Source organism: Fodinicurvata sp. EGI_FJ10296 (assembly GCF_040712075.1).
Taxonomy (GTDB): Bacteria; Pseudomonadota; Alphaproteobacteria; order DSM-16000; family Inquilinaceae; genus JBFCVL01.
Window position 1 is genome coordinate 124,070 of the sequence record NZ_JBFCVL010000004.1, and the last position, 17,627, is coordinate 141,696.

The 17,627-nt window shown below is 62.8% G+C and carries 19 protein-coding genes; 4 read left to right on the forward strand and 15 right to left on the reverse strand.

Annotation, left to right across the window (positions count from 1 at the left end; all coding sequences use genetic code 11):
• Positions 1-55: 55 nt before the first annotated feature.
• The 5 genes from ABZ728_RS09415 to ABZ728_RS09435 all read right to left on the reverse strand — a co-directional run bounded on the left by ABZ728_RS09415 (position 56) and on the right by ABZ728_RS09435 (position 3,595).
• Entirely contained in the window at positions 56-433 is a 378-nt protein-coding gene (locus ABZ728_RS09415; RefSeq protein ID WP_366655842.1) for an SPW repeat protein, read from the reverse strand.
• A gap of 343 nt (positions 434-776) precedes the next feature.
• Positions 777-1,124, reverse strand: a complete 348-nt coding sequence (locus tag ABZ728_RS09420; protein WP_366655843.1) for a hypothetical protein — start codon at positions 1,122-1,124, stop codon at positions 777-779.
• Positions 1,125-1,226: 102 nt separating this feature from the next.
• Positions 1,227-2,366 carry a hypothetical protein gene (locus tag ABZ728_RS09425; RefSeq protein ID WP_366655844.1) on the reverse strand — a complete coding sequence of 380 codons (1,140 nt, stop codon included), beginning with the start codon at positions 2,364-2,366 and terminating at the stop codon, positions 1,227-1,229.
• 231 nt (positions 2,367-2,597) lie between these two features.
• A complete protein-coding gene (locus tag ABZ728_RS09430; protein ID WP_366655845.1) occupies positions 2,598-3,095 on the reverse strand; it encodes a DUF892 family protein in 498 nt (165 codons plus the stop codon).
• Between the two features lie 5 nt (positions 3,096-3,100).
• The gene (locus ABZ728_RS09435) at positions 3,101-3,595 is read right to left on the reverse strand and encodes a CBS domain-containing protein (protein WP_366655846.1); all 495 of its coding nucleotides are present in this window, start codon (positions 3,593-3,595) and stop codon (positions 3,101-3,103) included.
• Positions 3,596-4,187: 592 nt separating this feature from the next.
• Between ABZ728_RS09435 and ABZ728_RS09440 the strand changes: the two genes are divergently transcribed.
• The gene (locus ABZ728_RS09440) at positions 4,188-4,901 is read left to right on the forward strand and encodes a BON domain-containing protein (protein WP_366655847.1); all 714 of its coding nucleotides are present in this window, start codon (positions 4,188-4,190) and stop codon (positions 4,899-4,901) included.
• Positions 4,902-5,063: 162 nt separating this feature from the next.
• Entirely contained in the window at positions 5,064-6,461 is a 1,398-nt protein-coding gene (locus tag ABZ728_RS09445; RefSeq protein WP_366655848.1) for a trehalose-6-phosphate synthase, read from the forward strand.
• A 74-nt stretch (positions 6,462-6,535) separates the two neighbouring features.
• On the opposite strand, the gene ABZ728_RS09450 is transcribed toward ABZ728_RS09445, so the two are convergent.
• Both ABZ728_RS09450 and ABZ728_RS09455 read right to left on the reverse strand, forming a co-directional pair.
• A complete protein-coding gene (locus tag ABZ728_RS09450; RefSeq protein ID WP_366655849.1) occupies positions 6,536-6,793 on the reverse strand; it encodes a hypothetical protein in 258 nt (85 codons plus the stop codon).
• A gap of 81 nt (positions 6,794-6,874) precedes the next feature.
• Positions 6,875-7,405 carry a CinA family protein gene (locus ABZ728_RS09455; RefSeq protein ID WP_366655850.1) on the reverse strand — a complete coding sequence of 177 codons (531 nt, stop codon included), beginning with the start codon at positions 7,403-7,405 and terminating at the stop codon, positions 6,875-6,877.
• Positions 7,406-7,418: 13 nt separating this feature from the next.
• Between ABZ728_RS09455 and ABZ728_RS09460 the strand changes: the two genes are divergently transcribed.
• A complete protein-coding gene (locus ABZ728_RS09460) occupies positions 7,419-8,333 on the forward strand; it encodes a hypothetical protein (protein ID WP_366655851.1) in 915 nt (304 codons plus the stop codon).
• A 47-nt stretch (positions 8,334-8,380) separates the two neighbouring features.
• Here the strand turns inward: ABZ728_RS09460 and ABZ728_RS09465 are convergent, their stop codons facing one another.
• Positions 8,381-8,770, reverse strand: a complete 390-nt coding sequence (locus tag ABZ728_RS09465) for a hypothetical protein (RefSeq protein WP_366655852.1) — start codon at positions 8,768-8,770, stop codon at positions 8,381-8,383.
• 371 nt (positions 8,771-9,141) lie between these two features.
• On the opposite strand from ABZ728_RS09465, the gene ABZ728_RS09470 reads away from it, so the two are divergent.
• Positions 9,142-10,005, forward strand: a complete 864-nt coding sequence (locus ABZ728_RS09470; RefSeq protein WP_366655853.1) for an SDR family oxidoreductase — start codon at positions 9,142-9,144, stop codon at positions 10,003-10,005.
• 60 nt (positions 10,006-10,065) lie between these two features.
• Here ABZ728_RS09470 and ABZ728_RS09475 read toward each other — a convergent pair whose 3' ends face one another.
• Genes ABZ728_RS09475 through ABZ728_RS09505 form a run of 7 tightly spaced genes read right to left on the reverse strand, consistent with a single transcriptional unit; the run spans position 10,066 to position 17,625 of the window.
• The gene (locus tag ABZ728_RS09475; protein WP_366655854.1) at positions 10,066-11,082 is read right to left on the reverse strand and encodes a UDP-glucuronic acid decarboxylase family protein; all 1,017 of its coding nucleotides are present in this window, start codon (positions 11,080-11,082) and stop codon (positions 10,066-10,068) included.
• Positions 11,079-11,885 (reverse strand): TIGR04290 family methyltransferase, encoded by an 807-nt coding sequence (locus ABZ728_RS09480; RefSeq protein ID WP_366655855.1) that lies wholly within the window; start codon positions 11,883-11,885, stop codon positions 11,079-11,081. Before ABZ728_RS09480 ends, ABZ728_RS09475 begins: the two co-directional genes overlap by 4 nt.
• Complete coding sequence (locus ABZ728_RS09485; RefSeq protein ID WP_366655856.1) at positions 11,882-12,976, reverse strand: glycosyltransferase; 1,095 nt, start codon at positions 12,974-12,976, stop codon at positions 11,882-11,884. Before ABZ728_RS09485 ends, ABZ728_RS09480 begins: the two co-directional genes overlap by 4 nt.
• Positions 12,973-14,082: a glycosyltransferase gene (locus tag ABZ728_RS09490; protein WP_366655857.1), complete on the reverse strand. Its 1,110-nt coding sequence runs from the start codon at positions 14,080-14,082 to the stop codon at positions 12,973-12,975. Before ABZ728_RS09490 ends, ABZ728_RS09485 begins: the two co-directional genes overlap by 4 nt.
• On the reverse strand, positions 14,079-15,194 hold the full coding sequence (locus ABZ728_RS09495) for a glycosyltransferase (RefSeq protein ID WP_366655858.1): 1,116 nt from the start codon (positions 15,192-15,194) through the stop codon (positions 14,079-14,081). Before ABZ728_RS09495 ends, ABZ728_RS09490 begins: the two co-directional genes overlap by 4 nt.
• Positions 15,191-16,342, reverse strand: a complete 1,152-nt coding sequence (locus tag ABZ728_RS09500; protein WP_366655859.1) for a glycosyltransferase family 4 protein — start codon at positions 16,340-16,342, stop codon at positions 15,191-15,193. Before ABZ728_RS09500 ends, ABZ728_RS09495 begins: the two co-directional genes overlap by 4 nt.
• Complete coding sequence (locus ABZ728_RS09505) at positions 16,327-17,625, reverse strand: TIGR04295 family B12-binding domain-containing radical SAM protein (protein WP_366655860.1); 1,299 nt, start codon at positions 17,623-17,625, stop codon at positions 16,327-16,329. Before ABZ728_RS09505 ends, ABZ728_RS09500 begins: the two co-directional genes overlap by 16 nt.
• Between the last annotated feature and the right edge of the window lie 2 nt (positions 17,626-17,627).

Consider the following 17,627-nt stretch of genomic DNA (forward strand, 5'->3'; position numbering starts at 1 on the left):
CGCCATCTGGGTCGCCGGCTTTTTCGCGGACACATAGATAGCACCGCAACCATGGTCAGAAGCGGCCGAGTGAGGCCTCTGACGTGCTGGACCGATGGGTTTTGGTCATAATGCCGATGCCAATTTCCAGCAACCCGACAACAAGATGCGGCCAATAAACGATGTCGGCGAATCCGAACAGCCACGGCGATACCGCAAGCAGTGCACCGCCAGCGATATCCAGTCCCAGATGGGTCGGCATCGGAATTACGGCCGCAACACCATACTCATAATCCGTCATCAGGCTGTAGACGATGACAGCGATACCCAGGATCACTGGCAACCAGTGCCCAATTCCTCCATAGGCGAATCCCAGCAACCACGGCGCAAGGATCAACAGAACGCCCACGATGTAGTCGATTGCGCCGTGGATTTTCGTCGGAATGAATCGCATGGCAAATCCTCCTGTTATAATCGCACTCCAGCGCGGTCACACTGGCAGACTGGTGGGCTTTACGGGTTGTAGGAAGGCGGATCGCTGGCCGGAAATGACTCGTCCGATGCCTCATCGACATCGTCCCAATCCTGCCCTTCCCGATCGATCGGCCCCCGTCCAATAGTCTCGGGGTGTCGCCCCGGGGCAGCTCTGGCGTTCCGACGCCCGTTCCCCGGTGGTTTCCGCAATGCCAGGGCGGTGGCGAATGTCACACCCGCCAGCACGAAAACCAGCCACCCGGGGCCATGTCGATGCCTCATTTGCTGCTCCATCGTCGTCACACGCCCTGACATCGGTCGGGTTAGTTGGCTGTCTGCTCCTGGTCGTCGGCGGGCGCCACATCGGCTGGCGGATCCATTTCTTCCGGCTCGGTCGCCGCCGGTGGACTGTCATCCTGAGCGCCGCCAGCGTCGTCGGCAGGCGGGACATCCTGCTCGACGCCGCTTTCCTCGACGAGCGCATCGTCGCCGTCTTGCCCGCCCATCATGAACAAAAGATAGAGGGCAACGAGGATGACCGCTGCGATGGCGACCCACACCACCGGCCGGGACATCCATCCGCGCTGCTCCGGCGGTTTGCCCCCGGCCGAGCCAGGGCGCGCCGGGTCGGGGCGCGCCGGGTCAGGGCGCCGATTTCGATCCGTAGCCATTTTTCCTGCTCCTTAGATCCTTCGGGCCGCCATAACGCGCAGACCGGGCATTTTGTTCAATTGACAAACGCGGACGAAGGGCGCGGCTACTGCCGTTGGTACTCAGTACCGAAAGATGGCGGCAATTTCCGGAAAAGACCCGATGCCATCCGGTTGTGAAAACACGATGCCGCCCCTGAGCAAGGTCTCGCGGATCGCGGTCTCGACAAGGTCTTCCGGTTCGGCATCACCCGTGGCCGTTCCCGTCCCGGCCTGATTGGCGGCAGCAGGAACCTCGCCTGCGGACGGCCTGCGACCGGTAGCCACAAACAGGGTTTCGACCCTGCCGTCTGCAGCCGCCGAAGCGATCGTTTCCGCGTCGTCCGACGCGGTGTCGTCACCCTCGCCCATCCGCATCCGGAACCGCTCCATCGCGGCCCGCCGCCCTTGATCCAGCCGGGCTTCGACCAGATCATACGCGCGGGCATGCAGCGTTTTTTCGTCCATCGACGTGGGATGTTCGCTGATCGCCGCTTCCATCAGGCCACCATGGCCGATGTGGCGCCGTAGCAGACCAAGCAGGAATTCGTCGGCTGCAAGAACCAGCGGCGCCGTGTCCCCGGCGAGAATCTTGTCAACGGCGGATGCAATGCGCCGCACGAACTGCTCGATCTGCTCGCGCTGTTCGTCCTGGGGATCCTGACCGTGGTACAGGATAGTCTCTGCCCCCCTCCCGGTCGCGTGATAGCGCAGCGCGTTCTCGAATTCGGTGCGGTTCAGAAATTCCGCTGCCGTGCGCTGAAGACGCTCGTCATGGATCTCTTCCATAGCGAACCTGTGTGCCCGATAGAGCCGCACACCATCTTGCGATGCCGCCAGCACGTGGAAGCGGCCGTCCCTGGAGAACAGTTCCAGCAGCGGCTTGATCACGAAGCGGTCCGATACATGCGCGCCGGGTTCCAATTCGAGCGGAACCGAGTTCACGTCGGTCCCCTCTTCGGATATGAAAAGCGCCAGAGAATCAATCGGCGGCCAGAAGGATTCGTCGTCGATGAAACGCCGCGCTTCGGCAAACAACGTGTCGATGTCGCGTTCACTCAGGCCACGCTGCTCCAGCGCTGCGGCCGCATCGCGCAGCAGGTTCTTGAACAGGATCGGATCCTGGCGGAGCTCGGGGCCGCCCTTGTGGGTGGGCATGAAGATCGAGATGCGCGGAAAGCCTTCGGATTCCGCCAATCCGCGCAACCTGGATTCATTAATCATGGCAATCTCTCGCATCTGGTTTCGCCGGGACCCGGCCGACCCCCTGCGCCTGAAGCTGGTCGTCCAGGAGGTCCGGGGGCAGTGCTGGCAACCACGCCCTGGGAGATGGAGAAGGCGCGGTCACGGCACCTTTGCTCCAGTCCCCATCCAGAACGCCGCCTACAACCCTGATGCCAGCGAAACGTGGATCAGAGGTGCCGACGGCGTCCGGATGAAGCGGCTTGGCGCGGCCTAGGCTTTCGATTTGGCCTTGGTGTTGACGCGGTCCTCACCCAGCTTGGTGAGCAGAGCGTCCGTCTTCTTTTCTTCCTCCAGCGTCTTCTTCAACTGGGTACTGGCTTTGGAAAGCCCCAGTTCGTCGGCCCATGCGATCAACGTGCCGTAACGCGTGATCTCGTAATGCTCCACGGCCTGGGCGGCCGCTATGATCGCAGCATCGCGCGTGTTGGCATCCTTGATCTCGCCCATCATCTCTTCGGCTTCCTTGATGATGCCGTCGATCGCCGGGCAGGTTTCTCCAGAGGGTTTCTGATTGACGAGTTGGAAAACCTCTTCCAGCCGTTCCAGGTGGTGTTTCGATTCCTCCAGATGCTTTTCCATCGACTGCTTCAGCTTTGCCTCGCCCACTTTGCTCGCCATCTTGGGCAGAGACTTCACGATCTGCTTTTCTGCATAATAGACGTCTTTGAGCATATGCAGGAACAGTTCGTTCATGTTCTGGATAGCCATCTGACTCAATCCTCTTGAATGGTGCGTGATGAAACGCGGCCGGTCGTGTTGGCAACGCTCGCGGCCGGTGATCGCGCTTCCTGGATCGTCGCTTCAAACGCTGAACGCCGGGGATTGTTCCCTCGTCCCTGTCCCGATAGACTGCGGGGCGCGTCGGACAGCGAAATAACGCCGACGAGACGCTTGCTTCTGTTGACGACCGGCAGACTTCGGACCTGCAGCTCGCCCATGTTGGCGACGATCTGGTCGATATCCTCGTCATCGAAGCAGTATTTCACATCCCGGGTCATGATCTCTCCGACCCTGACAGACGGATCTCGACCTTCGACAATGACGCGCGTGACAATGTCGCGGTCGGTCAGGGTTCCGACGAGCTTGTCGCCCGACCCCACAGGCAAATAGCCAATACCGTCGGACAGCATCTTCCTGGCGGCATCCTGCACGGATTCGTCGGGATCGGCGATCTTGACGTTGCTGCTCATCACTTCAGAGACTTGCATTGCATTCCTCCAACGGAACATCTCGGAAGAACAAGCATTTATCCGCTCATCTGCCGACAACTCGCGGCACATCGCCGGCAGGCATCGACACAGGATTGCATGTCGCCGAGGCGCTCGCAGTCGTCGGCGCATTCGCCACAAATCTCGGCACATTCGGAACATACATGCTTGTGATGCCTGGAACCGATCAGCATGAAATGAGCGGCCGTCCGGCAGATTTCGGCACAAGCCATCATCAGTCGGAAATGCCCGGGTTCGGTATGTTTGCCGCCCGCCTCAAGGCAATGACCCATGGCCGTTGCGGTACAGGCTTGATAGCAGGCAAGGCAGTCATCGATGCAGGACTGCATCGTCGGATCGACGGTCGGCATAGGGCTCTCCCCTGGGTTGGGTATTGGATGCCATTCAAACCGTGGCCCCCGCCCCATGGTTCCCACCCTTCTCGCCCTCTCGTCCCGGACCAGCGGCGCCCCGGATCGGCGATTCTTTTTTGAACCTTCGATCCGTTTGAAAGTTGGACGGGCCACCACGCCAGGGCCGCCAACACTGACGACCGGCGTCGAGAGAGAGATTCAAGACGAGGAGACGACCAATGGCAGGCGACAGGCATCGGTCCCGCGATTTCGGCACCGACCCCGATTTCCCCTATCGCGACGAGGACGATCGGCACCCCGGCGATGATTATCGCCATCGACCGCAAGCCGGCCGGGACCCGCGGCGCGAGGATCCGCACCGCGGCCGGGACCGTTGGTCGGAGGAAGAGCGGCCGGGAGCGGGCGGCAGGTCCCATGGCGCGCCACGGGGTGGATATGGCCAGGATCCGGACTATGCACATCGAGGCGGGCATCCCGTTCGCGGCGGCCGAGGTCGCCGTGATGACCGGGATGACGGGCGGAATCAGGACCGGGGAATGCTGGATCGAGCCGCCGACGAAGTGTCTTCGTGGTTCGGCGACGATGAGGCCACCCGCCGGCGGGAGGAAGACCACCGCGGCAAGGGCCCAAGAGGCTATCGACGTTCGGATCAGCGCATCGAAGAGGACTGCAACGATCGTCTGACGGACGATCCGTTCGTCGATGCACGGGACATCCAGGTTTCGGTTTCAAATGGCGAGATCACCCTGTCCGGCGAAGTCGACTCCAAGCGCGCGAAACGCCACGCTGAAGACTGCGCCGATTCCGTGTCCGGCGTTACACATGTTCAGAACAATCTGCGAATACGGCAACCGGATCAGACAGCCGGTCAAACGCCGACCTCAGCCGGAAGCCCGAGCAGCACACCATCGTCCGGCGGGAACACCATTTAGCTATATCGGTGCTTGCCACCAGCCGGCCCGTTCGATCGGGCCGGTGACCCGGGACCCGAAGGACGGGCCCGGGTCCGGTTCCCGGCACAGGCGGAGCACCCCTCATAAGAGAACGATGCCGACCCGCTTCACACTTCTCTCCGTCTGTCAGAGGACCACGAAATGGCCAGACTTGTCGTCCTCTCCAATCGGGTCGCCGATCTCAATCAGCAAACACAAACGGGCGGATTGGCGGTCGGCCTCGCCGACGCCATCAAAAGTCGCGGGGGACTGTGGTTCGGTTGGAACGGCAGCATCGAGGCCGAGCCTTCGGATACGCCGGACGTCAGCGGCACCGAAACCGTAAAAATGGCGTCGTTGTCGCTCAGCGACCGCGAATATAAACAATATTACACGTGCTTTTCAAATTCATTTCTCTGGCCGCTACTGCACTACAGGGCTGACCTGCTACGCTATCACGAAATCTGCTTTTCCTGTTACCGCAAGGTCAATGCCCGTTTCGCAGCCAGCGCCGCAGATCTTCTCAGGAGCGACGATCTCGTCTGGGTCCACGATTATCATCTGATACCCCTTGGCCGGGAACTGCGCGAACGCAGCTGCCGTCAGCGCATCGGCTTCTTCCTTCACACGCCGTTTCCGCCGCCCGATCTTTTCGCCGTCGCCCCCGACGGCGAATGGCTGGCCCGATCCATGCTTGCCTATGACGTTGTCGGGTTTCAGACTCGGGCGGACGCTGAGCATTTCATCCACTATGTCACCGATCTCGACGATATCGACGCCACGTCAGATGGCGTGCGCCACGCGGGACGTGACATTAAGGTTGGCGCATTTCCGATCGGAATCGACGTCGATGCCGTAGCGGACATGTCCCGTCAGACGGCAGACGATGAACTGGTCGAGCATGTCAAACCTGACGTGCCAGAGATGAAAACCATCATCGGCGTCGATCGCCTGGACTACTCCAAGGGGCTTCCGGATCGCATGAAGGCATTTCAGACGCTTCTGGAGACGGAGCCGGCGCTTCGTGGTGCGGTCACCTATCTGCAGATCGCGCCGCCGTCGCGGGAGGATGTACCGGCGTATGTCGATATCAGAGAGGAACTCGAACGGGTTGCCGGGTCGATAAACGGCGACTGGGGCGAGTTCAACTGGACGCCGATACGCTACATTCATCGCAACATCCCACGCGAAACGGTGGCATTCCTGTTTCGGCAAAGCGACGTCGGCTTCGTCGCTCCGCTGCGGGACGGCATGAACCTGGTGGCAAAGGAGTTCGTGGTCGCCCAGAACCCCGACGATCCGGGCGTTCTCGTGCTGTCGAAATTCGCTGGCGCCGCTGAGGACCTGGTCGACGCGGTGATCGTCAATCCGTTCGACCCCGAGGCCACGGCGAGGAGCCTCCGTGATGCACTGTTTATGCCACTCGACGAGCGGCAGGACCGACATGCGGCGCTGCTCGCCCGCGTTCGCAAGCGCGACAACCACGCCTGGCTGTCCGCATTTCTGGATGCGTTATCCGGTCCGGCGAGTGCCGATGCCACCGGCCCGCCCCCCGGATGAACAATGCCGGCGGCCGGAACCCGGCGGGAGCCGGTATAATGCTCACCTATCCATTACTTCTATCCATCAGTTAACTATTCTTTCGATGGATCTTTCTTTCCTGACTCTCGCCGCGCACACTCGTGCTTGTCCATCTTTTCCAACCCCTCGATGATGTCGTCGGTTTTCGTTTTCTCGTCGGGAACGGCGTGGCGCTGATTGTGCACATTGTGCTGATCGTCGCCCTGCAGGCTGTTTTCACCCATTTTCCTGCCGGCGAGATCAGTCTCCGTTACATTGCGCGGATTATTTCCATCGCGGGCATTCCCGCCCTTTTTCCCATTTTCGGCCACTGTCGATCTCCCTTCATTGATTGGCACAACGCTTCGTGCCAGGCGATTGTCAGTACGGGGACCGGCGTCCCCGCAACTCGGCTATCGTTGTCGGATCGCCACCGTTGCGCTCAGCATATCCACCGCAACCCGAGTGGCGGCAAGGCGAACCGCCCCGCGCCCGATATCCCCGAACCGCTCGACCCGATGGCTGGTGTCAGCGAAGCGGCTGGCGCTGGCGAAATGAACCAGGCCGGGCTCGCCGCTGCGGCCGGCCGGTCCGGCATATCCCGTAATGGCTACGGTGACATCCGCCGACGAGCGCGCCAGCGCCCCCTCGGCAAGAGCGATCGCCGTCTTCTCCGAGACGGCGCCATGGCGGTCCAGTATCCCGCGCGGCACGCCGAGGAGTTCTTCCTTCGATCTGCTCGAATAGACGATGAATCCGCGCTCGAACGCGTGTGAACACCCGGGCACGTCGGTCAGCAGCGACGATAGCAATCCTCCCGTGCAACTTTCCGCGACCGCCAGACGCAAGCCGCGATCGCAGGTCGCTTCGAGCAGTTCGCGAACGGCCCGCGCCAGCGCCGCGGGCACCGTGGTGGATAACATTTCGATATCGGGATCATTCACAGCTGGTCCCTCCGTGGCAGTCGCCAAACATGGAACTACCGCCGCATGTTCCGTTATTCAGGAACAGTATGTGGGCGGCGGACGTTCAGGAGCGGGCTGGCGGGCACCGCTTCAGGCCGGGCAACGAGGAGCATTCACTATGGATCTGTGGGCATTGCTCATCGAATACAGCGATGCGATCAACACCATCGTCAACTTTCTGATACTGGTCGTCTGGGCATCGTATTTTCAGCTCTTGCTGAGCACCCACTGGCAACAGCGGCAGGCCAAAATCCTGATCAATCGCGGTGCCGGTCATGAGATCACCGCCAATTGCCTGATTTCCAACATGAGCGCAGAGCCGATCTATGTGGATTCCATCGTTGTCATCATCGATCCCGACGGACAATCGATACAAAGATCGCTGACCGACTTGAATTCTCTGTCGAAGAAGCCAAGTACCGACGCGCGTTCATCCTGGTTCCAGGGACCGGTCGCCAAAGGTGACTACATCAATATCGGCACCTTCGAATCGCTGCTCCAACAAGCTCTTCTCGGCGATTCCGGCGTTGCTACCGACGAACCGGACAGCCGCAACCTCCCTTCCGGCACGCCGCCGCGAGACCAGTCCCCGGACAAGAGCCAGGAACATACCGTACCGACGGATGCTCCGCTTTCAAGCAGGCAACAGCCAGACCAGCGGCCCGAGAGCGCCACACCTGGCCGTCAGCCGAAGGAAACGACCACGTCGGTGGATCAGATCAGCGCGTTCGACATCATGGTGGTCGCAATCTATGGGCCAGAGAAATACCCGGTTGCCGCAAAACGCTGCTTCCGTTTCAATCCCGATAAAACCAGAGGCAACCGCTGGCGGGCGTCGGACAGCCGCCAGATCAGCAAACGGTCAGAACGCCGCCGCCTGAAGCAGGTCATGAACGAAATTACATGAGTGCCGCGCGCCCGGCTCGCGTGAATCGGTTCGCTCGTCGAGAAACGTCATTCGGCGGCGGATGCCGTGGTTCCCCGTGAATTCGCCCTGTTCACTGCATTATCGTCGGCCAGGCGGTTGGGCTCGTGCGCCAGTCCTTCCCGGCCGACGCCGCTTTCCCGCGCAGCCGCGCATAGCCGCGTGGCCACTTCCAGGCATTGCTCGCGGCACCTGGTCCTGACGTTCGCTTCCTCCGACAGTGTCGCGAATTGAAGGTGCAAATAGGCCATATTCAACTCTCGGACCAGCTTTCGCGCCGAAGCCCGGTCGTCGATAAACGTCGCCACATGAAGCGCCAATGCCCGTGTCTTCAGTATACGGTCTTTATCGGGCCCGGTGGTCGATTTGATCTGCTTGAAGAGTTCCTCAGTGGGAATCATGGGGGCGATGCCTTTCATTTGCCATTGCATGGCCCGGGATCGGCCAACCACCATTCCCTATTCACCAAGCCAGCTTCAATAACACAAGTTACCGTCGCGTCTTGCCGCCTGGGGTCCGGGAACCTTTCCATCACCGAGGTCGTTTCCACACTCTCACATATGAGGTGTCGGGACGCGTCTACCAACAGGATCAGCGCAAATGCCCCCAACACGACACTGAAATCTTTGACGGCCACAGAAAGGTCATCGACGGATCGAATGCGCGCGCATTTTTCCGGAAGATTGGGCAGGCGGGTGTATCGATCCAGTCATCATCCGGATGGCCGTTCACCAATCAACCCGGCAGTAACATCGGATATGCACGCCGGAGACGCGAGGACCATTCTTCCATGGCTGACGAAACGGACCCGCCGGTAGGCCAGCACCAGAAGCACCAGCCCGGCAGCGAAGCGGCAATGTATCCCCATCCGGAATATGCGCCCCGTTTTCCCGGTTCAGGCCGGCTCAAGGGGAAGACCGCAATCATCACCGGCGCCGATTCCGGCATTGGTCGGGCGACCGCGATCCTGTTTGCGCGGGAAGGCGCCAGGGTCGCCATCCTCTACAAGGATGCCACGGAACAGAACGATGCCGAGGAAACAGCGCGGCTCGTGGAACAGGAAGGCGGCGAATGCCTGTTGAAGTCCGGGGATGTCGGCGAACGGGCGGTTGCCGACGCCTTCATCGCCGGGACCATCGACCGGTTCGGCGGTATCGATGTCGTCGTCAACAATGCGGCCGAGCAGCATTATCGCGAAGCTCTGACTGACATCCCCGAGGAGCAGCTGGTGCGGACGTTTCGTACCAATATCTTCGGCTATTTCTTCATCACTCAGGCAGCCCTGCCCCATTTGCGACGCGGTGCCTCGATCATCTGCACGACATCGGTCACCGCCTATCGGGGTCAGCCGACACTGCTGGATTACTCGTCGACGAAGGGGGCGATCCTGGCCTTCGTCCGCGCGCTTTCGTCCAACCTCGCCGACAAGGGTATACGCGTCAACGGCGTCGCGCCCGGTCCAATCTGGACGCCGCTTATCCCGGCCTCGTTCCCGGCCGAACACGTCGCCGAGTTCGGCAAAGGGTCACCACTGGGCCGCCCGGGCCAACCCAACGAGGTCGCGCCGGCCCTGCTTTTCCTGGCGTGTGACGATGCATCGTACATGACGGGCCAGGTTCTGCACCCCAATGGCGGCGATCTCATCGGGGGGTAGGACGGCAATAGTCGGGTCCGGATCTGAAGGCAACGCCCTCTACACCTGCTGAAGCGGGCGCTACTCGGCTGCCATACCGGCGCGAGCCTGAGATTTGCTGACCGGCGTTGGCTGAACGACGCTGGTGGCGATCGTCGGCTGCGTCTGCCCGGCGAGCCATTGAACGGTTCTGCCCAACCCGTCGGGGAATGCGATCTTCGGCTCCCAGCCCAGCAGCTCGCGGGCACGGGAAATGTCCGGGCAGCGACGCCGCGGATCGTCGGTCGGGAGCGGCCGGTGCACGATGCGCGAACGCCCCGGTACGGCGCGCAGAACCTCCGCCACCATATCGTTGATCGAAACCTCATCCGGGTTGCCCAGATTGATCGGGCGATCGATCGGCGTCCCGCATTCCATCAGCGCCATCAGTCCTGCCACCAGATCGTCGATATAGCAGAATGACCGCGTCTGCGTACCGTCGCCGTAGACGGTGATATCATGCCCCGCAAGGGCCTGACAGACGGCGTTGGTGACGACACGCCCGTCATCGGGCGACATGAAGGGACCATAGGTATTGAAGATCCGCGCGATGCGCACGTCGACGCCGCGTTGGCGATAGTCGCAGCACAGCGTTTCAGCAGCACGCTTGCCTTCGTCGTAGCAGGCGCGCGGGCCGTTGGGATTGACGTTGCCGAAATAGCCCTCGGGCTGCGGATGGGTCAGCGGATCGCCATAGACCTCGCTGGTCGACGCCATGAGAAAGCGCGCGCCGCAGGCTTCGGCCAGCGCCAGAAGGTTGTGGGTGCCATTGACACAGGTCGGCAAGGTGTCGACGGGGTCGGATTGATAGTGAACGGGCGACGCCGCGCAGGCGAGATTATAGATCTTGTTGAAAGAACCGAGATCGCCCGGCGGATCGTTGATGTCGCCATGACGAAAGACAAGGCGACCGCTGGTGGTCAGGGCATCCAGATTGACCGTCCGCCCCGTGCGCAGGTTATCCAGCACGACCACGTCATAACCCTGGTCCAGCAGGGCGGCGGTAAGGTTGGTTCCTATGAACCCGGCCCCACCGGCAACGAGAATGCGCTCGGTCATTCATTGTCTCCCTGACAAACGCGGCTGCTGACGGCAATGCGGCTTGCCTGGCTATGGGCGTCGTCGATGAACGCGGGGGCGGTCCGGTCGCTGCGGTCGCTGCGGTCGCAGACATAGATTTCGTGGCCCGGCTGCCCACGCACGGCAAATCCGGCGCTGCGCAGCATGGCGAGGACGCAGGCATGGTTCGGCACCCACCAGTTTGTAGGATCGCCGCAGAACGTCGACTCGATGAAGGCCATGGCCGGCCATGAAGAAGTCTGCAGCTTGTGCCGCGTCTGGAAATCGACATCGCTGCGGCTGTCCTCCGACACCGCTTCGTCGCCCCGTGTCAGCGTCTGTACCACCAACAGGCCCGGATCGATTTCAGCGATCAGGTCGAGCGCCAGCAGCGGGTGCCGGAGGTGATAAAGAACACCCAAAAACAGCACGACGTCGAAATGTCCGGGCAAGGCCGTGAGCTCGTAGACCGACGCTTTCTGAAAAGAGACCCGGTCGGCGCCGGCCTTGTCGGCCGCCCATCGCGCCTGGGCCAGATAATGGTCGTCCATGTCGATACCGACCACCTCCGCCCCGCGCCCGGCCATCGCAAGGCTGTAGAAGCCGGCATTGCAGCCGATATCCAGCACCCGCTTGCCACTGAGGTCGGACGGCAGGTGGTCGGCGATTTCCAGCCATTTGAAGTTGGGAAAATCGCCCAGCGGATGGTCGGGCGCGGTGCAAACGCCGCCGGGGAGATGCAGATTGTGAAACCACGGCGCCAGGTCAGCGATTTCGTCGAGAATGGTTGCACCCCCGCTCATGAGGCGCGCGCCCGCGCTTGCGATCCCGTCCGCGCCATTCGGCCATGCGCGGCTTCAATCAGAGCGTCCTCGAATGCGACGGCCCGGGCAGTGGCGGTGTGATCGCGCAGAACCCGCAGATACCCCGCCCTGGCGATCCTTTCCCTGCTGGCGTCGGCCATTGCCAGACACGCCACGACATCGTCGGCGCTTCCGGCGCACAGAACCTCTGCTCCCGGCTCCAGCACCTGCGCCAACCCCGGCCAGACATCGGTGATCACCGGCCGGGCACATCCGGCCGCTTCGAATATCCGGACGCTGGGGCTGTATCCGGCCTTCACCATATCGGCACGGGTGACATTGAGGGCGAAGACCAGAGACGCATAGAAAGCCGCGTGTTCGCTCGGCGGAAGATGCGCGATACGCTCGACATTGCCGGGCCAGGCGATGTCATCCGGATACAGGGCGCCGGCGACGATGAAGCGCCGATCCGGCATCCGGCGCGCGGGCTCGATCAGCAATTCCTCCAACGCTGGCTGCCGGCTGGGATCGTAGGTGCCCAGATAGCCGAGCGCGTAGCGGCGCGGTACTTCGATAGGCGCATAGATCCGTGTATCGACGCTGCAGGACAGCGACCGCACCATCCGTGCACCGAACTCCCGCTTCAGCCGCGTCATGATCGGGCCGCCGCTGAAAGACAGATAGACATCGAAGGCCGGCACGGTCCGCGGCTTGAGATAGGCCGCCCCACCCGCCGCCAGCCCGGCGACGGTCACCGGCGTATCGATGTCGTAATACGCCAGCGTTACCGATGTCCGGTTCGACAGCATCGCCACCAGAGCCTCGGCATCCTCGACATAGGAACCGATGATAACGGCGTCGGGCGCTTCGTCGTCGATTTCCACGATATCGGGCAGCCGATCGTACAGGCGCAGCGTACAGAAATCGGGATCGGGCAGATCGCGATGGGCGCGATACCATGGAACATCCCGTTCATAGAACACGATGTCGTGGCCACGATCGGCCAGGGCGCGCAGCAGGCTTCGATAGGTCGTCGCGTGGCCGTTTCCCCAGGAAGACGACAGGCTCAGACCGAAAAACACCAGTTTCATGCTGTCGTTCCCGTCGGATTGAGAAAGGTTCGGGCGGATTGCAGGGCCGCGAGCCTGGCAGTCAGAATGGCGGCCCGATCGGCATAGGTATGATCAGCCAGGATGCGCTGGCGCCCGGCCCGACCGATTTCGGCCGCCCGTTCCGGCGTCAGCGCGCTCAGCAGGTGGGCGAGATCGACCCCGTCGCGAACGGTCAGGATTTCCCGGCCCGGCTCGACGAACATCTCCAGCCCCTGCCATTCGTCGGTGATCAGACAGGCACCGGCGCCGAGGGCTTCGAACACTCGTGTCGCCGGCGAAAAGCCGACCGCGGCCATTGCGTCGCGTGCAATGTTGACGACAGCCAGCGCCGAGGCGTTGAACGCGTTGTGATCGGCGGTGCGGACATGGCCGATATGGCGCACATTTTTCGGCAGCCGATCGGGCTCCCAACCGGACCCGGCGAGCAGGAACCGCGCGTCGGGCAGTCTCCGCGCCGCGTCGAAGAATATCGCTTCGACCCGCGCTTCACGATCGGGCAGTCGATTGCCCAGAAAGGACGCATCAGCGGCGAAACGGGGTTCCGGCGCGACCGGGAAATGCGTCGCGGGGTCGAGTGCGTTATAGATCGGCACGCAGTCGCGCGCGCCGAGCGCCCGGTATTCCGCGACGACGGCATTTCCACCGCCATAGGTCAGAACGGCGTCGAGCGCCGGCAGCGCCTGCCTCAGCGCTGGGGCCGATGCCGATTTCAGCGCGGCAAGCGTGGCCGGGGCATCGACATCCCAGAAGATTCTGACCGTTTCCGGCAATGCCTTTTCCAGCATGCCGGTCAGCAACAGGTCGTCATGAACGCCGACGCCACTTGCCTTGATCATGACGTCGGCCCCGGCACCGTCGTCCAGAACCGAAGATACGCCTTCGGGGGTGGCGGGATAGACCACCACCCGCGCCCAGTCGGGGGCGTCGATATCGCGGTGCGACTGCCGGTCGAAGGCATCGGGTTCGTAAAAGGTCACCCGGTAGCCCCGGTCGTGCAGCGCCCGGATAATGCCGCGATAATAAGTTGCGGCACCATTCCAGTAGGACGACAGCAAGCTCGATCCGTAAAAGGCGATCGTGGTCATCCGACAACCCTTTCGGCGGCGCTTTGCGTCATTTCCTGAACCACATCCATCAGCTCTGCCGCGCGATGGTCGCAGGTGTGCCGGGTGCGGATGGTCTCCAGGCCATTCGTGGCAAGAGCCTCGCGCAGGCCCGGCTGGTGGCGGAGATCACGCATATGCCGCCTCATCTCGTCTCCCGTCCGGGCGACCAGGTGATCGTCGCCGGGCCGGAACAGCCCTTCGGTATCGGGCCACCACGCGCTGATCAGAGGAATGCCGCAGGCCAGTGCTTCAAACATGCGGATCGTCGGGATCCCCGGCAGGGCTTCGACATAGAACCGGCGCGGCACATGGACAGTCATCAGGAACCGGGCGAACAGGTTCGGCACATCGGCGTTGGCGACCCATCCACCATAACTGGCGCCGATATTGTTCAGCCGCCGCACCGCCGCTTCGGGATACCGGACTCCGTGGACCATCAGCGCCAGTTCCTCCGCGGCGACCGGGCTGAAGAGAAATGTCTCCAACTCCTCGGTGCGTTCCTCGTCGCCCCAGTTTCCGATCCAGACGACATCGCCCGACGGCGCCTCTTTGCCGGAACACCGGCGAGGAAAAAAGTGGCTGACATCCGCCGCCTCGTGCCAGACGAACACCCGCGCCCCCCATTTCCGGTAGACGGCGGCCAGGCTTTCGCCGAACGCAAGAATGGCGTCGAAGCCTTCCAGCACCGCGCGGTCGACACTGTCCGGTTCGCTGACCGCCCTGTGGTGGGTATCGTGGTACAGCAGCAGAAATCGCCCGCCCTCGCGGCGCAGGCGCACCAGCCGCGCGATCACCGCCGGGTCGGTCCATTCGTGCACGATCACCAGATCGGCGGCATCGGCAAACAGCACCGGGTCGGCGCCATCGTCGTAGGATACCGGCTCCAGATCAGGATAGGCACGGCGAAAGGGCAACAGCCCCTCATCGCCCTGGTCGTGGCGCAGATTGGTCAGACTCCAACTCCCCGCCGGTTCCAGCACGTCGACACAATGGCCGCTGCGGCGCAGCGCCCGCACCATGCCGCGCAGGAAATGCGCGTTGCCATGGTTCCAGCAGGACCGCAGGGACTGGGTGAAATAGACGATCTTCATGCGGGCGCCCCCACGCTTGCCAGACGACAGGCCGCCACCCGGCCGTAAAGCGCAGCCGTCTCGGTGGCCATGGCGTCGATCCCAAAGCCACCGGCCCGCCTTGCAGCCGCGTCGGCCATTGCCAACCGCGCCGCACCATCCGCCCGCAACCGCTCGATTTCGCGGGCGAAGCCGTACGCGTCCGAGGGCTCGACGAAGACCGCCGCCCCGTCCCATAGCTCGCGAAATGTCGGAATATCGGACAGCACCAGCGCGCATCGGGCCTGCGCCGCCTCCAGCACCGCCAGCCCGAACGGCTCGTAAATGGCCGCCGAAACGAAAATACCAGCCTCGTCCAACCGATCCTGCATCGCCGCCCGGTCCAGTTCACCCACAAGCCGCAAATGGTGAAAAGCAGCCGCCACAGCGCCGCGACGCGGCTCGCACACCGGCCCGGCCGCTTCGATCGGCATCGCCAACTGCGCCGCGGCCCGGTCGAGCGTTGCGACATTCTTGCCCTGATCCCACAGCCGGCCCGCCGTCAGCACCAGTCCCCCGGCTCCTGCCTGACGCCCCCCACCGTTCGAAAGGTGACGTCCATTGGGAATGACTTCGATATCGAGGCCGTGCCCGTAATGGGGTTTGATCGCGGCGGCAAACGCATGGCTGGGGACGATGACGGCATCGGCCCTCGCCAAACCCCGCCTGACAATTGCCAACTGCCACGCCAGATCCGGCGGCAGATCAATGCCGGGAAAAACCGCCGACCACCAACTGGCCACGCACGAGTGGAGCCCAACGACAAGCGGCGTGCGCGACGCAGCCTCCTCCCGCGCCAGCGTGGCAGCAAATCCGGGGCTGTTCAGGTGAATGACGTCGGGGTCGAAAGCACGGCACTGGTTGAAGAACGCCTCGCCCGCATCGACCAGCTCACGCTCATCGCGTGCCGCCCAGTCCAGCGGCAGATCAGCGACTACCGGCGTGACACCGCCGATCGCATCCACCGACCGGCGCTGGGAGACCGAAGCCGACGGCCCAACGATCATCAGCACGACTTCGATGCCCCGGTCAGCAAGCGCGCGCGCCAGATCCAGGGCATAAGTCCAGACGCCGCCGACGGTGTCGGTGGAGATAACGATCCGGCGCGGCTCGCTCAGCATCCGGGGCATGGGGCCTCCAATTGCGCCAGAGATTTCGGATCCTGCTCCTGAATGTCGCTGAACACGCCGAATTCGCGCAGATAGTGATCGTGGGCGCGTTCCCAGGCGCAATCGTCGGGGGCGCCCCAGCGCTTGCGATAATCCGGCGAGCTGGGATAGGCGAACAGCGGCACAGGGTCGTTCGCCCAGACATCGTGATCCCGAAGCCGGTCGCGCCAACAGGCCACGGTCGCCGGGTCGTCCGCGACCGTCGCGATCAGATTGGCCTGAACAAACGGAATGTGCCGGCGCGCCTCGATCAGAAGATCGGCCATTTCCTCGGTGGAAAGCCGGCATCTCTTGTCCAGACTGTCCCGGCCCTCGGGCGTCAGGCTTTCCAGCCCGGCTTCGACCGAAACGCAGCCCGCTTTGCCCAGCAGCGCGATCATTTCCGGCCTCCACAGATCGATGCGCGTCTGCACGCCGAAGCGGACGTCCCGCTCGGTCAGCGCCGCAAGAAGATCCTGGCGCGGCAGAAATATCTCGTCGATGAAGTACAGATAGGTCACGCCCTGAGCGATAAGTGCGTCGATCTCGTCCAGCAGGATCGACAGGTCGCGGCGGCGGTATTTGTCGCGATAGTCGATCTTGGCGCAGAACGAGCAATTGAAGGGACACCCGCGCGACGCCTCGACCTCGGCCCCCGGTCCGTCCGGCGCGGCATCGAACCGGTGGTGATGATGCCAGTGATCGGCCAGCCAGCGATCCGGCCATTTCAGCGCCGGATGAGACACGAACGGCGAAGCCGCATTGCCGCCGTTCAGGCGCAGCCTCCGGTCGCCCCCGAGCCAGGCGGTACCCGGAACGGCGCCGGGGTTGCCGCCGTGATTGGCCAGACCGGCCACCACCTCTTCGCATTCGCCGCGCACGACAATGTCGCAGCCGAGTTTCCTCAGCGTCGGTTCCGGCGTCACCGATCCGTGCGGACCGACGGCGACGGTGAGACCGCCACGGCCGCCAAGCAGCCCGAGGAACTGCCCCGGCACGCGCAGCTCCGGCGGCGCGCACCGCCAGAACAGATAGGTCGGCGCGGTTGCGACAACGGTCATGTCGGGCTGGAAAGCCGCCACCGCCTCGGCGAGCGCTGAATTGTCACCGCCCGACAACTGGCCGTCGAAGATTTCGGCCGTGTGACCGCCTTGCTCGGACAAGGCCCTGGAGTATCCCAGTTCCAACGGCAGATGCGCCGCGCGACAGCCGAAATAAATGCTGTTGTCGTAACGCCAGGCGGGATTGACCAGAGCGATGCGCATCG